Genomic DNA, 17,942 nt, shown 5'->3' with positions numbered 1-17,942 from the left:
CTGAATTTCCCCTCCAATGCCATATTGATAGTTAGCAAACTAACAGTGTGCGAATTCTCCTGTGCCCCAGACCCTCGACGCCCTTCAGATGAACATCAGCAGTGCCATGGTGGTGGCCGCGCGGCATTGGCGCAAAATCTGCCAGACCACGCTGGTCAACTACGGCATTTCCGAAGCCTGCGCGGTCCCGTTGTTGATGATTGGGCGTCTGGGCGAGGGTGTGCGGCAGGTGACGGTGGCGCAGGCGGCGGGGATGGAGAGCCCGTCGCTGGTGCGTCTGCTCGATCAACTGTGCCAGGCCGGGTATGTCTGCCGCACCGAAGATCCCCTTGATCGTCGTGCCAAGTGCCTGAGCCTGACCGATACTGGCCGTGAGTTGGTGCAAGCGGTGGAAGCCGAGTTGGTGCGGTTGCGCCGCGTGGTGCTCGAAGGCATTGATCCGGTGGATCTGGAGGCGGCGCTGCGGGTAATTCGCGCGTTCGAGACAGCGGAGCAGCAGTTACCGGTGACTCCATCTTGAGCGGATTTTTTAGCGGCATGCCGCCGGCCCGTGACTGGTTTTACGGCGTGCGCACCTTCGCTGCGTCGATGATTGCGCTGTACATCGCCATGTTGATGCAAATGCCGCGTCCGTATTGGGCGATGGCCACGGTGTACATCGTTTCCAGCCCGTTCGTCGGGCCGACCAGTTCCAAGGCGTTGTACCGCGCTATCGGCACCTTGACCGGCGCGGCAGCGGCGTTGCTGTTTGTGCCGATGTTCGTCCAGAGCCCGTACGTGCTGGTGGTGGTTATTGCGCTGTGGACTGGCATCCTGCTGTTTCTGTCGATGCATTTGCGCACCGCCAATAACTACGCGCTGATGCTCGCCGGTTACACCTTGCCGCTGATCGCCCTGCCGGTGGTGGATAACCCATTGGCGATATGGGATGTGGCGGAAGCGCGGACCGAAGAGATTTTTCTCGGCATCGTTTGCGCGGCGGTGGTCGGCAGTCTGTTCTGGCCACGGCGGCTGGCGCCGGTGTTCGATGGTGCGGTGAGCAAGTGGTTCAGCGACGCGGTGACCTACAGCCAGCGCTTCCTGACCCGCAACGTGCAGCCCAACGAGGTCAGCGCCTTGCGCGCATCGATGGTCGCGACCTTCAACTCCCTTGAAATGATGATCGGCCAGTTGCCCCACGAAGGTGCTCGACCGCAAACCGTGCGCAACACCAAAGAACTGCGCGGGCGGATGATTCACCTGCTGCCGGTGGTCGATGCGCTGGACGATGCGCTGTACGCCTTGCAACGACGCACGCCCGAGCTTGTGGATAAGTTCGCGCCGCTGCTGGCCGCGACCGTTGAATGGCTCGACCGTACAGACGCTTCGGTCGAGCACTGGCAAACGCTGCGTCATCAGCTCGAAGCCCTGCAACCGAGTGCCGAGGCGCTGGACGATCGCAAGCAACTGCTGTTTTCCAACGCGCTGTATCGCCTCGGTGAGTGGATCGATTTGTGGCAAGACTTGCGCAGCCTGCAAGAGGCGATTCATACCGACAGCCAGGACAACTGGCGCGCGGTCTACCGCCATTGGCGGTTGGGCCGGCTGACGCCTTTTCTCGACCGTGGCCTGATGCTCTATTCGGCAGCGTCGACCGTGCTGGCGATCATTGTCGCCTCGGTATTGTGGATTCTGCTCGGCTGGACCGACGGTGGCAGCGCGGTGATTCTGGCGGCGGTGGCGTGCAGCTTTTTTGCGGCGATGGACGACCCGGCGCCGCAGATTTACCGGTTCTTTTTCTGGACTGCGATGTCGGTGCTGTTCGCCAGCCTCTACCTGTTTTTGATCCTGCCGAACCTGCATGACTTCCCGATGCTGGTGCTCGCATTCGCCATACCGTTTATCTGCGTCGGCACCCTGACCGTAAACCCGCGGTTTTACCTCGGCATGTTGCTGACCATCGTCAACACCTCGTCGTTTATCAGCATCCAGGGCGCCTACGACGCGGACTTTTTGAGCTTCGCCAACTCCAACCTCGCCGGGCCCATCGGCTTGTTGTTTGCCTTCATCTGGACCCTGGTGGCGCGCCCCTTCGGTTCGGAGCTGGCGGCCAAGCGCCTGACCCGTTTCAGCTGGCGCGACATCGTCGACATGACCGAGCCGGCGAACCTCGCCGAACACCGACACCTGGGCGTACGGATGCTTGATCGGCTGATGCAGCATTTGCCGCGCCTGGCGATGACCGGTCAAGACACCGGAATCGCGCTGCGCGAAGTGCGCGTGGGGCTGAACCTGCTTGATTTGCTGGCATACGCGCCACGGGTGCAAGGGGTGCCAAACGTCTTGCTGCGTCAGGTGGTGGCCGAGGTCGGCGAGTACTTCAAGGCGTGTTTGAAGGCTGGTGAACGCTTGCCGGCCCCGGCACCGTTGCTGATGACCCTGGATCGCACTCGGCGCGCACTCAATGGCCAAGGCCTGCAAGGTGACGGTGAAACCCGCCTGCACTTGCTGCACGCCCTCGCCGGTCTGCGTCTGGCGTTGTTGCCAGGCGTGGAATTTATCGGCGGCGGCGAGACCGAAGAACCACTTCCGCATGGTATCGATGGAGCGCCTTTATGATCGGTGATCTGGACATCAGCGGGGTATTCCTGCCCACGTTGCTGGTGCTGATGGGCATTACGTACGTGCTGTACCTGGTGGTGCACGGGTTACTGACGCGCCTGCACTTTTATCGTCTGGTCTGGCACCGGGCATTGTTCAACGTTGGTCTTTACGCCTTGCTGCTCGGCGCCGTGGACTCACTCAGTCGATACCTGATGACATGAAAAAACCTATTTTTACCCTTGGCCGTGTGGTGTTGACCCTGTTGGTGGTGGCCTTCGCGGTCGTCGTGGTCTGGCGCATGGTGATGTATTACATGTTCGCTCCGTGGACCCGCGACGGGCACATTCGTGCGGATATTGTACAGATCGCCCCGGACGTTTCCGGGCTGATCCAGCAAGTCGAAGTGCGCGACAACCAGCTGGTGAAGCGCGGCCAGGTGCTGTTCAGCATCGACCAGGACCGCTTCAAACTGGCGCTGCGCCAGGCCAAGGCGGCGGTCGCCGACCGTCAGGAAACCCTGGCGCAAGCGCAGCGTGAAGCCAAGCGTAACCGTGGCCTGGGCAATCTGGTGCCGGGCGAGCAACTCGAAGAAAGCCAGTCGCGGGTGGCCCGCGCCGAAGTGGCGTTGTCCGAGGCTCAAGTGTCGGTGGACAGTGCCCAACTCAACCTCGACCGTTCGGTGATCCGCAGCCCGGTGGACGGTTACGTCAACGACCGTGCGCCGCGTGCCCAGGAGTTTGTCACGGCTGGGCGGCCGGTGTTGTCAGTGGTGGACAGCAATTCCTTCCACATCGATGGCTATTTCGAAGAGACCAAACTCGACGGCATTCATGTCGGCCAGGGCGTCGATATCCGCGTGATCGGCGACCGTGCGCGGTTGCACGGGCATGTCGAAAGCATCGTCGCCGGCATCGAAGACCGCGACCGCAGCAGCGGTTCGAACCTGCTGCCCAACGTTAACCCGGCGTTCAGCTGGGTGCGTCTGGCGCAGCGGATTCCGGTGCGGATTGCCTTCGATGACGTGCCGGCAGATTTCCGCATGATCGCCGGGCGTACCGCGACCGTGTCAATCATCGGCGACAAGCCTGAGCAGGAGCCAGCGCAATGAAAGCGGCCGCCTGTTTAGCGACAGTCGGGCTCGGCGTGTTGCTGTCGGCCTGTCAGGTAGTCGGCCCGGATTATCACTTGCCCAAGGAAGCGGCGGTGCACCGCGAGGACTTTCAGGGCGATCTGAGCGCGCACGGTCAAAACGTGGTGTCGGCGCCGGTGCCGGGCGACTGGTGGCGGTTGTACCAGGATCGGCGTCTGGATGAGCTGGTGCGCCAGGCCATGGCCACCAACACCGATTTGCGGGTGGCGGCGGCCAACTTGTCCCGTGCCCGCACCCAAGTTGAAGAGGCCGAGTCTGCAGGCGGCTGGAGCGGTGGCGTGAAGGTCGGCGCCCAGCGCCTGCAGGAGTCCGGTGAGGCGTTTCTGATACCGGAAAAGGTTCCGGTGGCCAACGTCGGTGACATCGCTTTCAGCACGTCCTATCAGTTTGACCTGTTCGGCACCTTGCAACGCGGAATCGAAGCGGCCAAGGCCAACGCCGACGCGACCCAAGCCGCAGCGGACACTGCGCGAATCAGCGTGGTCGCCGAGGTGGTGCGGGCCTACACCCAAGTGTGCGCGGCCAACGAAGAGCGCGAAATCGCCGAGCATTCATTGGACCTGCAAGGCCAGAGCACCGCGCTGATTCAGCGGCTGCGCGATGCCGGACGCGGTGACGAAACCCAGGTCACCCGTTCGCAAACCCAATTCAAATCCTTGCGCGCCGATCTGCCGCGTTATGAAGCCGCGCGTCAGGCCGGGTTGTTCCGTTTGTCGATGCTGCTGGCCAAACCGCTGGACCAGTTACCCGCCGGCACCAGCAGCTGCAATGAACTGCCAAAGATTGCGCAATTGTTCCCGGTCGGTGACGGTGCCACGTTGCTCAAGCGGCGACCGGATGTGCGTCAGGCCGAACGCCGACTGGCGGCCGCGACGGCGGACATCGGTGTCGCCACCGGTCAGCTGTACCCGGACATCAGCATCGGCGCGACCGTCGGCACCGTCGGTATTCTCGATCACCTGGGTCAACCGCAAACCAATCGCTGGGGCTTCGGCCCGTTGCTGACCTGGACGGTGCCGTCCAACGGCTCCCGGGCGCGGGTGCGTGAGGCCGAAGCGGCAACCCAAGGCGCGCTGGCGCACTTTGACGGGGTGGTGTTGAACGCGATTCGCGAAACCCAGACCGGTCTGGCGCAGTATTCCGCACTGCTGCAGCGCCGCGATGCCTTGGTCGATGCCGAACAGTCGGCGCAACAGGCGGCGGATCAGACTCACCGCTTCTTCCTGGCCGGCCGGGCGTCGTTTCTGGCCGATTTGCAGGCGACCCGCACCTACACCGACGTGCGTGCACAGGTGGCGAGCGCCAATACTCAGGTCGCCATGAGCCAGATCGATTTGTTCCTCGCGCTGGGTGGCGGTTGGGAAAGCGGACGAACGCAAGGTTCACAGCCAACGAAACCCTGAGGCCGTTGCTATGCTTTTACATGTCGGGTCCGCGTGGGCGGATCCGGCGGTCAAGGCTCGCATTGGTCATGGGGATTCCAATAATGAAAAACCCTTATGCTCCCGGCTTCTGGTGCGCTATTGCCGCGCTGGTGCTGCTCTCGGCTACGTATTTTTATGGCGTGATGCTGGCGCACCAGCTCGATAAGGCTTTGGTCTTTCTCGACAGTGCCAGTGCGCTGATCGGTGTGCTGTCGATCACGGTCGTCGCTTGGGCTTCGCTGCAAACCCAGCGGATCAAGAAAAAACAACTCGAACAAGGCAAGACCCTGGTGATGATCTGGGATACCAAGGTCGCGTTGCGTCGGGTTGAAACGGTGTTTGACCGGTATTTCTGGGGCAGTTACTGGCAACCGGGGCGCACCTTTCAGGAAGTCATGGGCGAACTCACCGGCACACCGCTGGAAAAAAGCCTCGAAGCTCTGAAAACCCAATGCCTGGCCCTCGACAAACAGATCACCGACGAAGGTTGGCACTGGCTGAACAATGCCCGCGAACTCTCCGACGTGGCCAATGCCATGGCCCGCGAGCGCTATCAACTGGATTTCTGCGACCCGCGCTCGGAATCACCCAATGGCGCGGTGATCAATCGGGATTTTGAAGTGCTGGTCTATACGTGGACCGCGCGGCTGAAAAGCTTTGATCATCAGTTGGATGAGATCGAAGTGCAGTATTCCTGAATCGATGTTGGCAGGACTGCCGCCATCGCGAGCAAGCTCGCTCCCACATTGGATCTGTGATCAACGCAAATCCCCTGTGGGAGCGAGCTTGCTCGCGATGGCGATCGAGTGATCAACGAAGATCCCGTCCCCCGCGCTCCATAGACACTCTTTCACCTTTAATCATTGGGCCGCTCCACGGCGCAAATGCTAATCTCATCCCACTTTTAGCGGAGTCGAGCCGCAACCCGTCGAGGGTTCAGGGAAGACGACGACACTTTCAACAACGGACATCGATCGGGTCATTCATGAATAAATCAGCAGGCGTGCTTCTGGGAATCGTAGTTGCCATCGGTGCAATCAGTGCCGGTGGTGCCTGGTACACCGGCACAAAACTGGAAGGGGTGCTGCAAACCTCGATCGCCGACGCCAACAAAGAGCTGCAAACAGCGATGGTCGGTTCCAAGGGCTCCGCGACCCTGGAACTGGTGTCGCTGGATCGCCAGTTGTTCAGCAGCACCGCGCACTACCGCCTCAAGGGCCAGGGCGAAATGTTCGGCGAGAACCCTGAAGGCGTAGAGCTGCTGTTCGTTGACCACATCGAACACGGCCCGCTGCCATTCTCGCGTCTGGTTTCGCTGAAATGGTTGCCGGTTTTGGCCACCAGTCACTACTCGCTGGAAAAGACCCCGACGACCGAAAAGTGGTTCGCCGCCACCAAGGATGCGTCTCCACTCAAGGGTGTGGTCAACATCGGCTATGACCGTGCCACCAGCGGCAACCTTGAACTGCTGCCCGTCGACACGGCACTGGACGACAAGTCCACGCTGAAATTTTCCGGTCTGAACCTCGACGTGTCGGCCAGCGCCCAGGCTCAGAAGGTCAAAGCCAACGGTTACATGGACAGCCTCACGCTGACCAGCATTGCCGAAGATCAGTCCCCGGTGAAAGTCGAATTGAATGGGCTGACCCTGGCCAGCAACCTCAGCAAAAGCAGCTATGGCTACTACCTGGGGGAAAACGTCGTCGAGCTGACCAGCACCAAAACCACCTTTGGTGACAAACAGTCGGTGATGACCTTCAAGAACACTGAAATGAAGAGTTCCACCACCGAGTCAGGGACTAACGCAGCCGGTCGTGCCGATTACAAGATTGGCGAAATCGCCCTCAACGACAAAGCCCTCGGCTCCGCGCAAATGGCCTGGAGCATGAAAAACCTCGATATCCCGTCGACGCTGTCGCTGGTGCAGATCTACCAGAGCAAACTGCAACCGTACGAAGCGGCGGCCGCTGCTGCTGCCGCAGCGGGTGAACCGGCGCCCGAGCTGAACCTGACCGATGCCGAACAGGCGCAGGTCAAGGCGGGTCTGGAGACACTACTGGCCGCCCAGCCACAAGTCGCGCTGGAGAACTTTTCGTTCACCACCCCGAATGGCGTAAGCCGCACCAGCCTGGTGATTGACCTGACCAAGCCAACATCGCTGGACTTGCCACCCGACCAGTTGGGCAAGCAAATGATTGCCCTGCTGGACTTCAATCTGAAGATCTCCAAGCCAATGATCACCGACCTTGTGAGTGTGCAGGCGCAGATGGACGGCCAGACCGATGCCAAAGCCATTGCGGAGCAAGCCAGCGCGACCAGCGATATGTTCAGCAGCATGGCCGTCGGCACGCAATTGGCGACGCTGGACGGCAACGACATCGTCTCCAGGTTGCACTACGCCAATAATCAGGTGGACTTCAACGGCCAGAAAATGACCGTCGAACAGTTCGTCGGTTTCGTGATGAGCAAGCTCAACACTGCTGGCGCGGTGCAGTAAACACCACACCACGTCGCACCACGCAACACTGTTGCGGCAGGCCCAGCCGCTTCAGCAAAACGCCCAGCCCTCGCCTTCGCGGATGGACTGGGCGTTTTGCTGTGTAGGACGAATCTGAAGAAATATGCGGATTCGTCTTGTGCCCTTCGTCGCCATGGAAAACTGCATCGCAGGATAGCTTGGCTGGGTCATAAGGCACCGGCCGCCTGACGTGTACTTCTCAGGGGAACCCATCGCTCCAGCTTTCCTCGTACAGGAAGCTGACGAATGTTGCGTACCCTCCATCCCCACCTGCGCCCGATGATTCGCATGGCGCTGTGCAGCCAATTGCTCTGGTCGACGCTGGCCTTTGCCGATACCGCCTACGACGGCCTGATCCGCCAGGCGCGAGCCGGCAATTACAGCCCGGTGCTGAGCGTGCTGCGCCAGGTTCCCCACAGCCAGTTGACGACCGGCCAGGTCAGCGACCATTTGCAGATCGCCAGTTGGGCCGGTCTCGATAGCGAAGTGGTCGAGGTCTATGAAACTCAAGGACGCAACCGAGTGCTGTCGGTTCAGGCACTGACCGCCACGGCTCGTGCCTATCGCAATCTCCAACGCTGGGACTCAGCCTCTGCGCTGTACCGCAAGGCGTTGGCGCTTGAGCCCGACAATGCTGATCTGCAACTGGGGCTGGCGCTGATCCAGGCCGACGCCGGCAAAGCTGAAGAGGCCGTCAGCCGCGCCAAAGCCCTGGTCGCGGCCAGGCCCGAGGATCCGGCCCGCCGGCTGGCGCTGGCGTACGCCTTGACCCGCGCCGGGGCAACCTATGACGCTTTGTTCGAATACGACCAGGCGTTCCTTCGGGCGGGCAACAACCCGGATATCGCCCGTGAATATGTGTTCGCCTTGCAACGTGCGCGCTTGCCGGAGCCGGCCTTGCGCCTGGTCCGCCAGCGCTCGGGGTTGATTGATCCGACGGTGTTGCGACGCATCGAAGGCGATGTGGCGGCCGAGCGGGTGCGTCTGGCGGAACTGGCCACGCGTAGCGAAAAAGAACGCTACGTCATCGCCGACCGTGCGTTGGCCGATTACGACCCATTACTCAAGACCTGGACCCAGGACGCGCAAGCCCACGACGACGTGGTGCGCTGGCGCATCGACCGCATGGGCGCACTCAAGGCTCGTGCGCGCACCGCTGAGGTCATCCGTGACTACCAGCAGTTGATCGGCGAAGGCGCAAAGATTCCGACCTATGCGCTGCGCTGGGTGGCCGCTTCGTATCTGGATCAGCGTCAGCCCGAGGTTGCTGTCGATCTGTATCGCCAGGTGCAGGCAGCGCCCGATGCCGATGCCGGCGACCGCCTCGAAGACAGCACTGCGCTGTATTACGCCCTGCTCGAAAGCGATCAACCGGTGGCGGCGCGCAAGCTCGCCGAGACCCTGGCACAGAGCCAGAAACCACGGGTCGAGCTCAAGGGCCAACCCGTGGGCGATCCCAACGACAAATGGATGGACGCGCAACAACTGGCTGCTCAGGCTGGTACCCACGGCGCCGATTTGCCCTCGGCTGAGCAGCGGCTGGCGGCGCTGGTCGATCAGGCGCCCGGCAATGTCGGTTTGCGTCTGGCTCAGGCGGATCTGTACCGCGCTCGCGATTGGCCACGGCGCGCGGAATCCCAGCTCAAGGAAACCGAAAGCATGGCGCCGCGTGATGTCGGCCTGGAAGTCAGCCAGGGTTACACCGCGCTGGATTTGCAGGAGTGGCGTCAGCTCGATGCGCTGACCGACGACGTCGGCGCGCGCGTCCCGGATAACCGTCAGGTGCAGCGTTTGCAACGCGTACGCGACGTGCATGACATGGCCGAGTTGCGGGTTTCAACCTATGGCGGCAAGAGCTACGGCGGCGGCAGCAATGGCGCTGGCGCAGTGGCCGGGACTCGTGATTTTGGCATTGAAAGCGTGCTCTACAGCCCGCCGATCGATGAGGACTGGCGGCTGTTCGGCGGTGCCGGGTTCGCCACCGGCGACTTTCAGGAAGGCACCGGTTATCACCGCTGGCAACGCTTGGGCGTCGAACGGCGGACCCGCGACATGACCCTCGACGCGGAAGTTTCCAATCACTCGTTTGGCTACGGCGACAAAACCGGTGCACGCGTAGCGCTGGCCCGTGACATCAACGATCACTGGCAGTACGGCGGCAGCCTCGATTACCTGTCGGCGAACACGCCGCTGCGGGCCTTGAACAGCGATGTCACGGCCAACGGCGGCAGCGGCTTTATCCGTTGGCGCGCCAATGAAAGTCGCGAGTGGAAACTGGCCGTCAGCCCGTCGCACTTCAGCGATGGCAACAACCGCCTCGAGGCGTTACTGACCGGTCGCGAAGGCGTGTACCGCGCGCCGGGCGTGCACGTCGACCTTGGCCTGGAAGTCGGCAGCAGCCACAACTCGAAGAATGAAGACGTGCCGTATTTCAACCCGAAATCCGATTTCAGCGTGTTGCCGACGGTGAGCGTCAACCACGTGCTGTATCACCGTTACGAAACGGCCTGGAGCCAGCAATTCCAGGCCGGTGCGGGGACCTACAGCCAGCGCGACCACGGCATGGGCGCCGTCGGTTTGCTCAGTTACGGCCAGCGCGTCAGCTGGAACGACGTGTTCGAGGCAGGGGCCGCGTTGAGCTGGCTCAACCGGCCCTATGACGGCGATCGCGAAAGCGATCTGCGCCTGGTCATCGACCTCACTTACCGCTTCTAGAAGAGTTTGATCATGTCTGGAATCACACGCTGCATCCTGCTGCTGGGCGTCATGCTGCTCACCGCTTGCGCCCAGCAAGCCCCAGCCTTCACGCCGCCGTCACAGCGATCGATACCGGCCAATGAAAAGCCCTGGCCGAAAAACCATGTGCTGGGCATTGCCTACCACGATGTCGAAGATCGCGACCCCGATCAGGCCGTTGTTGCCGTGCGCACCGAGCGGCTGATCGAGCAGCTCGCCTGGCTGCGCGAGAACGGCTACAAACCCGTTACCGTCGACCAGATCATGGCTGCGCGCAACGGTGGCCCAGAGCTGCCGGCCAAGGCCATTCTGCTGAGCTTCGACGACGGCTATTCGAGCTTCTACACCCGCGTCATGCCGGTATTGCGGGCCTATAACTGGCACGCTTTGCTGGCACCGGTCGGGGTCTGGATCGATACGCCGCTGGATAAACCCGTGGACTTCGCGGGCACCCCGCGCCAGCGTTCGGACTTCCTGACCTGGGCGCAGATCACCGAGGTCTCGAAGTCCGGCCTGGTGGAAATCGCCGCTCACACCGACGCCAGCCACAAGGGCATCCTGGCCAACCCGCAAGGTAACCTGGAACCTGCGGCGGCGACCCGTCGTTATGACGCGGCGACCGGGCGCTACGAGTCGGAAGCCGATTTCCAGGCGCGTCTGCGCAAGGACGTGGTCACCATCACTGAAAAAATCCGCAAGGCCACCGGCTATAACCCGCGTGTGTGGGTCTGGCCTTATGGCGCGGCGGATGGCACCGCGTTGCAGGTGACCGGTTCCGAGGGCTACCAGATGGCCCTGACCCTCGACGACGGCCTCGATTCACTGAACAACCTGATGAGCAGCCCGCGTTTTCTGGTGGCTTCCGATCCGGATGGCGAGCATTTCGCCAACAGCATCGTAGCGGTGCAATCCGACGCGCCAATGCGGGTGGTGCACGTTGACCTGGATAACGTCTACGACCCGGACCCGGTTCAGCAGGATGCCAACCTCGGCAAGCTGATCCAGCGCATGGCCGACATGGGCGCCAACACGGTATTCCTGCAAGCCTTCGCCGACCCTAAAGGCGACGGGCTGGTGCACTCGCTGTATTTCCCCAACCGCCATTTGCCGGTGCGTGCCGACATTTTTGACCGTGTCGCCTGGCAGCTGCGCACTCGCGCCCACGTCAAAGTCTTCGCCTGGATGCCGGTGCTGAGTTTCGCCCTGGATCCGGCCTTGCCACGCGTGACGCGGTGGAACCCGGACAGCGGCCAGACCTCGGTTGACCCCGGCCAGTACCGACGTTTGTCGCCGTTCGACCCGAATGTGCGGCGGATCATCGGTGAGATCTACGAAGACGTGGCACGCCTGACCTCGGTCGACGGCATCCTCTACCACGACGATGCGCTGCTCTCGGATTTCGAAGATGCCGGTCCGCAGGCGTTGAAGGTCTACGCCGCGAACGGCCTGCCTGACTCGATGGCGGCCTTGCGCGGCGATCCGGCGACGCTGCGACGCTGGAGCCGTTTCAAGAGCCGCTACCTGATCGACTTCACCCACGAACTGACGGCCAAAGTCCGTGCCATTCGCGGGCCACAGGTGCAGACCGCGCGCAACCTGTTCGCTGAACCGATGCTCAACCCGTCCAGCGAAACCTGGTTCGCGCAGAACCTCGACGACTTCCTTGGCGCCTACGACTGGACTGCGCCGATGGCCATGCCGCTGATGGAAGGCAAGAGCCGCGAGCAATCCGGTGCCTGGCTGGAAGCGCTGGTGGCGACCGTCCGATCCCGCCCCGGTGCGCTGGACCGCACGGTGTTCGAACTGCAGGCCCGCGACTGGACCCGCAAGGATGCCGCCTTCGATCTGAACGGCGAGCAACTGGCGGACTGGATGGGTCGCCTCAAACGTCAGGGCGCGACCAGTTTCGGTTACTACCCGGACAATTTCCTCGAGAACCAGCCGGACCTGAAAACCGTGCGTCCTGCACTCTCCAACAAGTGGAATCCTTAACATGCTGGACAGACTGCTGGCTCTGCTGGTTCTGGCGATCGTGCTGGGGATTCCCCTGGGCGTGATCTTCCTGGTCACCGGGCAATTCTTGATGGACTTCGTGTTTTTCTATCCGCTGTTCATGTCCGGACTGTGGATCGCCGGCGGCCTGTATTTCTGGCTGCACTGGGAGCGCCACTGGCCCTGGAAGGACGACACGCTGCCACCGCCGCTGGCCGGTGAACCGCTGATTTCGATCCTGATCCCTTGCTACAACGAGGGCGATAACGCGGCCGATACCCTTCACGCCGCGCTGGCCCAGCATTACCCGAACATCGAAGTGATCGCGATCAACGACGGCTCCAAGGACAACACGGCCGCCGTCCTCGATGCACTCGCTGCCGAAGATCCGCGCGTGCGGGTGCTGCACCTGGCGCAAAACCAGGGTAAAGCGGTGGCACTGCGCATGGGCGCGATTGCCGCTCGCAGCGAGTATCTGGTGTGCATTGACGGCGATGCCTTGCTCGCGCCGAATACGGCGGCCTATCTGGTGGCGCCGATGCTCGACAACGCCCGGCTCGGCGCGGTGACGGGCAACCCACGGATTCGAACCCGTTCGACGCTGGTCGGGCGTGTTCAGGTTGGCGAGTTCTCGTCGATCATTGGTTTGATCAAGCGCACCCAGCGGGTCTTCGGGCGGATTTTCACTGTGTCCGGGGTGATCGTGGCGTTCCGTCGTTCGGCGCTGCATCGGGTCGGCTATTGGAGCCCGGACATGATCACCGAAGACATCGACATCAGCTGGAAACTGCAACTGGATCACTGGAGCATCTTCTACGAGCCGCGCGCGCTGTGCTGGATTCTGATGCCGGAAACCCTGTCCGGGTTGTGGAAGCAGCGTCTGCGCTGGGCCCAGGGCGGCGCCGAAGTGCTGTTCAAAAACATCCGCGGCATCTGGCAGTACCGCCATCGCTACCTCTGGCCCTTGCTGTTTGAGTACTGCCTGTCCACCGGTTGGGCCTTCACCTTTTTGCTGTCGGTGATTTTCTGGGTCGTGGGCAAGTTCGTCGACATGCCGGCCGCAATCGCCGTGCACCACTTATTGCCACCGGCCTTCACCGGGTTGTTGCTGGCGATGGTCTGCCTGCTGCAATTCGCGGTCAGCATCCTGATCGACCGTCGTTACGAGCGCGGGCTGTGGAAAACCATGTTCTGGGTGGTCTGGTACCCGCTGGTGTTCTGGTTCATCAGCCTGCTCACCACCCTGGTCAGCTTCCCCAAAGTGCTGTTTGGCCAACATCAGAAACGTGCCCGCTGGGTCAGCCCGGACCGTGGCATCAAACCGCTGGATGACGATAAAGAGGCGCTCGGTCAATGAACATCATCAGAACCCGTCAACGGCCATTCCTGGTGGTCATCGACGCTTTTTTCACCGTGTTGGCCTGGATCGGCTTGCTGTATTTGCTGGTGCGCGGCCTCAGGCCGTTACTCGATCCCCAAGAGGGGCAGCGTGTCGAGTCGTCGATGCTCGACGCCCTCGGCACGTTGCAAATCTATCTGTGGGTGGCGCTGCTCAACGCGCTGCTCCTGATCGGCTGGGCACGTTACCAGCAGCGTAAAAGCAAGAGCTTCGCCCAGCGGCGCTTGCCGGCCCCGGTGGTTGACGACGATGGTTTGAAACAGAGTTTCAAGCTGACCGGCGAACGGCTGGTACAGCTGCGTCATCCGGGGATCATGGTTATCCACAACGATGAGGCCGGCGACGTCAGCCAGGTGGTCACGCGTTTTCTGCGCATTGATCCACACGCGCAAAAGCAGCTGGACCCACCAGCGTCGCTGGCGGAACAGCAGGTGATGTTATCGGCGGATCGGGCACAGCCGATGTGAGGGTTTGCGCAGGGTTTGCGGTCTGAGTGTTCAGGGCATTGGCTTCGTTCGTTGAAAGCGAGCACTATCAAGCCAATTACTGGTGCGTTGGAGGCCAGCCGTGACACAACGAATCGACCGCATTGCCCAACTGCTCAACTGCCCGATCAAGGGCGAAGAAATGCGCCGGGCGATTACTGAAGCTCGCAAGGACTTTCTTCTCGACGACAATCAAGAGGATGACGACGAGGAGGAGCCTTGCGAGGTGGACGTCGCCGATGAAAAGCCGTCTAAAGCATGACCCTACCACCAACTGCGGTTGCTCTCTAATTCGCCCCTGCATTGCCTGAGTTGCCAGCCATAATCTTTCGCCTGTTGCTTGACCTTGCGCGCCACTTGCACCAACCAGGGTTTCTGTAGATAACTCTGGCGACTGAACCCGCCACGTCCTTCATGGTAGGCAAGGTACTGGCTGTAGGCATCCCACTTGGAAACCCCCAGCTGACGCTGAGTGCCGGCGACGTACCAGCCGACGAACATGATCGCGTCATCAAAGTTGTCACGCGAACCGCCGTTGCCGGTCGCGCTCCTGTACTCGCCCCACACCGGATCCTGCGCCTGGGCATAGCCGTATGCCGAGCTGACCCGTCCCCAGGGAATAACCCACAAAAAGTAGTAGCGAGGGGGCAGGGCATCGTGCACAAAGCTGCTTTCCTGCTTGATGATCGCCATCGCCACGTGGGGCGGCAGGCCCCAGGCCTTCTCCATCTTCAGCGAATCTTCGTACCAGGCCGGGTATTGGCGGTAGATGCTGCAAAGGTTGCTTTGCTCTCTTGGCGGTGTCGTCGAGCAACCCGCCAACAAGCCCAAGGCGATGAGTACGACTAAAAAACGTCCGTGCAAAAATCACTCACTTGGCCGTCAGCCAATCCCTGCTTGATTAGATGGGGCCAACTCATGCGCGCCATCAACTATTCGGCTGCGGATTTGCCCACGGTGATGAATTTTCATGGGGCTTGGCATCGTAAAAAAAAATGCCTCCGTACCGGGAGGCATTTATGTGTTCAACGATAACTAAACGACTGTGCTCTGTCAGTAGCGCTGTTTCTGACCTGGCAACAATCAACCGCTGGTCAAAGCGCTTCGAACTTGCTCGTCAGCGTGGTACGAGGAACGTACCAGCGGGCCGGAGGCGACGCTCTTGAAGCCCATCTTGTAACCTTCCTCGGCGAACCAGGCGAAGGTGTCCGGGTGCACGAAACGCTGCACCGGCAAGTGACTGCGCGACGGTTGCAGGTACTGGCCCAGGGTCAGCATGTCGATGTCGTGTTCGCGCATGCGCTGCATGACTTCGATGACTTCTTCGTCGGTTTCGCCCAGACCCAGCATCAAACCGGACTTGGTCGGAATGTGCGGCATCATCTGCTTGAATTTCTGCAGCAGGGTCAGCGACCACTGGTAATCCGACCCCGGACGCGCAGCCTTGTACAGGCGTGGCACGGTTTCCAGGTTGTGGTTGAACACATCCGGCGGCTCGGCGGCGGTGATGGCCAGCGCCACGTCCATCCGGCCACGGTAGTCCGGGACCAGGGTCTCAAGCTGCACGTTCGGCGACAACTTGCGGATTTCGCGGATGCAGTCGGCGAAGTGCTGGGCACCGCCGTCACGCAGGTCATCGCGGTCTACCGAGGTGATCACCACGTACTTCAGTTTCAGGTCGGCGATGGCGATGGCCAGGCTTTCCGGTTCGTTGACGTCCAGTGGCTTCGGACGACCGTGGCCCACGTCGCAGAACGGGCAGCGACGGGTGCAGATGTCGCCCATGATCATGAAGGTCGCAGTGCCGCCGGAGAAGCACTCGCCGAGGTTCGGGCAAGAGGCTTCTTCGCAGACACTGTGCAGCTTGTGTTTACGTAGCAGGGCCTTGATGCGGTCGACTTCCGGGGAAACCGGGATGCGCACGCGAATCCAATCGGGTTTGCGTGGCAGCTCGTCGCTCGGAATGATCTTCACTGGAATCCGCGCCACCTTTTCGGCGCCGCGCAGCTTGACGCCCACTTCCACTCTTACCGGGTTTTTGCCGGCCGGTTCCACAACAGTGACCATGTATTTTTCCTTGTAGCGGGTGGTTCGGCCCAGGCCAACCTGTGGCAAGTCGTCCGGCTGGCAGGAGGGACAAGGCGTTGCCCTGTCCCTCTTGTGGATCAGTCGCGATAGACCGGGAAGTCAGCGCACATCGCAGCAGCCTGTCTGGCGACCTGCGCCTCGACATCGGCATCGCCGAGGTGATCGAGGATGTCGCAGATCCAGCCAGCCAACTCGACGCTCTGGGCGACCTTGAAACCACGGCTGGTGATCGCCGGGGTGCCAATGCGCAGACCCGAGGTCACGAACGGCGATTGCGGGTCGTTCGGCACGGCGTTCTTGTTCACAGTGATCCCGGCACGGCCCAACGCGGCGTCGGCGTCTTTGCCGGTCAGGCCCTGACGGATCAGGCTCACCAGAAACAGGTGGTTGTCGGTACCGCCGGAAATCACGTCATAGCCACGCTGGATAAAGACGTCGGCCATGGCCTGGGCGTTGTCGATCACGTGCTGTTGATACGTCTTGAAACCCGGCTCCAGCGCCTCCTTGAAGCACACGGCCTTGGCAGCGATCACGTGCATCAGCGGGCCGCCCTGACCGCCGGGGAATACCGCAGCGTTGAGTTTCTTCTCCAGTTCCGGATTGGCCTTGGCCAGAATCAGGCCGCCGCGCGGGCCGCGTAAAGTCTTGTGCGTGGTGGTAGTGACCACGTCGGCGTACGGCAGCGGGTTCGGGTACAGACCGGCAGCCACCAGCCCCGCAACGTGGGCCATATCCACAAACAGATAGGCGCCGACCTTGTCAGCGATCTGTCGGAAACGCGGGAAATCCAGGATTTTGGAGTAGGCGGAGAAGCCGGCAATGATCATCTTCGGCTGGTGTTCGACCGCCATGCGCTCGACTTCGTCGTAATCGATCAGCCCGGTCGCAGTGTCGATGCCGTACTGCACAGCGTTATACAGCTTGCCGGAAAAACTGACTTTGGCGCCGTGGGTCAGGTGACCGCCGTGGGCCAGGCTCATGCCCAGCACGGTGTCACCGGCTTGCAGCAGGGCCAGGTAGACCGCCGCGTTGGCCTGGCTGCCGGAGTGCGGCTGGACGTTGGCATAGTCGGCGCCGAACAGCTGTTTGGCGCGCTCGATGGCCAACTGCTCGACCACGTCGACGTGCTCGCAACCACCGTAGTAGCGCTTGCCCGGATAGCCTTCGGCGTACTTGTTGGTCAGGCCGCTGCCTTGCGCTTCCATCACTCGTTGGCTGGTGTAGTTTTCCGAGGCGATCAGCTCGATGTGGTGCTCTTGACGCGCGTCCTCGGCATTCATCGCCGCCAGCAGTTCATCGTCGTAGCCTTTGATCTGGTCGTGCTTGCTGAACATGGTGCAATCCTCTGTTGTTCTTGGGTAGCGAATGGGCTGACCTTTGGCAGCTACAGGGTCAGGTGTTGTTCTTAGGCGTCCTGGTAGCTTTCGATCGACGGGCAGGCGCAGATCAGGTTGCGGTCGCCAAACACGTTGTCGACCCGGCCGACCGGCGGCCAGTACTTGCCTTCGATCAACGAGGCTACTGGATACACCGCCTGCTCACGGCTGTACGGGTGCGTCCACTCGCC

The 17,942-nt window shown here is 61.5% G+C and carries 16 protein-coding genes; 12 read left to right on the top strand and 4 right to left on the bottom strand.

All coding sequences use genetic code 11. From position 1 onward, the window contains the following. The first annotated feature begins 88 nt into the window (after positions 1–88). The 12 genes from AC1RPZ_RS25700 to AC1RPZ_RS25645 all read left to right on the top strand — a co-directional run bounded on the left by AC1RPZ_RS25700 (position 89) and on the right by AC1RPZ_RS25645 (position 14,549). Positions 89–520 (top strand): MarR family winged helix-turn-helix transcriptional regulator, encoded by a 432-nt coding sequence (locus AC1RPZ_RS25700; protein WP_493140546.1) that lies wholly within the window; start codon positions 89–91, stop codon positions 518–520. Next, a complete protein-coding gene (locus AC1RPZ_RS25695) occupies positions 517–2,598 on the top strand; it encodes an FUSC family protein (protein ID WP_493140496.1) in 2,082 nt (693 codons plus the stop codon). Before AC1RPZ_RS25700 ends, AC1RPZ_RS25695 begins: the two co-directional genes overlap by 4 nt. Then, positions 2,595–2,804, top strand: coding sequence for a DUF1656 domain-containing protein (locus AC1RPZ_RS25690; RefSeq protein WP_017478036.1), 210 nt, complete (start codon positions 2,595–2,597; stop codon positions 2,802–2,804). Before AC1RPZ_RS25695 ends, AC1RPZ_RS25690 begins: the two co-directional genes overlap by 4 nt. Continuing rightward, complete coding sequence (locus tag AC1RPZ_RS25685; protein WP_493140494.1) at positions 2,801–3,691, top strand: efflux RND transporter periplasmic adaptor subunit; 891 nt, start codon at positions 2,801–2,803, stop codon at positions 3,689–3,691. The genes AC1RPZ_RS25690 and AC1RPZ_RS25685 overlap by 4 nt, the downstream gene beginning before the upstream one ends. Beyond that, positions 3,688–5,136, top strand: a complete 1,449-nt coding sequence (locus tag AC1RPZ_RS25680; protein WP_493140492.1) for an efflux transporter outer membrane subunit — start codon at positions 3,688–3,690, stop codon at positions 5,134–5,136. Before AC1RPZ_RS25685 ends, AC1RPZ_RS25680 begins: the two co-directional genes overlap by 4 nt. An 83-nt stretch (positions 5,137–5,219) precedes the next feature. Further along, positions 5,220–5,855 (top strand): NADH:ubiquinone oxidoreductase subunit N, encoded by a 636-nt coding sequence (locus tag AC1RPZ_RS25675; RefSeq protein WP_493140490.1) that lies wholly within the window; start codon positions 5,220–5,222, stop codon positions 5,853–5,855. A gap of 287 nt (positions 5,856–6,142) precedes the next feature. After that, positions 6,143–7,654 (top strand): YdgA family protein, encoded by a 1,512-nt coding sequence (locus AC1RPZ_RS25670; RefSeq protein ID WP_493140489.1) that lies wholly within the window; start codon positions 6,143–6,145, stop codon positions 7,652–7,654. Positions 7,655–7,921: 267 nt separating this feature from the next. Further along, the gene (gene pgaA / locus AC1RPZ_RS25665; RefSeq protein ID WP_493140487.1) at positions 7,922–10,390 is read left to right on the top strand and encodes a poly-beta-1,6 N-acetyl-D-glucosamine export porin PgaA; all 2,469 of its coding nucleotides are present in this window, start codon (positions 7,922–7,924) and stop codon (positions 10,388–10,390) included. Positions 10,391–10,402: 12 nt separating this feature from the next. After that, positions 10,403–12,403 (top strand): poly-beta-1,6-N-acetyl-D-glucosamine N-deacetylase PgaB, encoded by a 2,001-nt coding sequence (gene pgaB / locus AC1RPZ_RS25660; protein WP_493140485.1) that lies wholly within the window; start codon positions 10,403–10,405, stop codon positions 12,401–12,403. Position 12,404: 1 nt separating this feature from the next. Then, positions 12,405–13,760, top strand: a complete 1,356-nt coding sequence (gene pgaC / locus AC1RPZ_RS25655; protein WP_493140484.1) for a poly-beta-1,6-N-acetyl-D-glucosamine synthase — start codon at positions 12,405–12,407, stop codon at positions 13,758–13,760. Further along, positions 13,757–14,269: a poly-beta-1,6-N-acetyl-D-glucosamine biosynthesis protein PgaD gene (gene pgaD / locus AC1RPZ_RS25650; protein ID WP_493140482.1), complete on the top strand. Its 513-nt coding sequence runs from the start codon at positions 13,757–13,759 to the stop codon at positions 14,267–14,269. Before pgaC ends, pgaD begins: the two co-directional genes overlap by 4 nt. Before the next feature lie 100 nt (positions 14,270–14,369). Next, a complete protein-coding gene (locus tag AC1RPZ_RS25645; protein ID WP_493140480.1) occupies positions 14,370–14,549 on the top strand; it encodes a hypothetical protein in 180 nt (59 codons plus the stop codon). A 2-nt stretch (positions 14,550–14,551) separates the two neighbouring features. Here the strand turns inward: AC1RPZ_RS25645 and AC1RPZ_RS25640 are convergent, their stop codons facing one another. The 4 genes from AC1RPZ_RS25640 to AC1RPZ_RS25625 form a co-directional block, all read right to left on the bottom strand. Continuing rightward, on the bottom strand, positions 14,552–15,151 hold the full coding sequence (locus AC1RPZ_RS25640; protein ID WP_493140478.1) for a transglycosylase SLT domain-containing protein: 600 nt from the start codon (positions 15,149–15,151) through the stop codon (positions 14,552–14,554). Between the two features lie 219 nt (positions 15,152–15,370). Beyond that, positions 15,371–16,354, bottom strand: a complete 984-nt coding sequence (gene lipA / locus AC1RPZ_RS25635) for a lipoyl synthase (RefSeq protein ID WP_493140477.1) — start codon at positions 16,352–16,354, stop codon at positions 15,371–15,373. A 98-nt stretch (positions 16,355–16,452) separates the two neighbouring features. Then, a complete protein-coding gene (gene glyA, locus AC1RPZ_RS25630) occupies positions 16,453–17,709 on the bottom strand; it encodes a serine hydroxymethyltransferase (RefSeq protein ID WP_493140475.1) in 1,257 nt (418 codons plus the stop codon). Positions 17,710–17,780: 71 nt separating this feature from the next. Continuing rightward, on the bottom strand, positions 17,781–17,942 hold a 162-nt coding region (locus AC1RPZ_RS25625), incomplete at its 5' end, for a hypothetical protein (RefSeq protein WP_493140544.1).

The sequence above is a fragment of the Pseudomonas sp. GW822-FHT02D10 genome, assembly GCF_058802345.1.
Note: the sequence above shows the minus strand (reverse complement) of the source record. Positions and strands in the feature narration are given on the sequence as shown.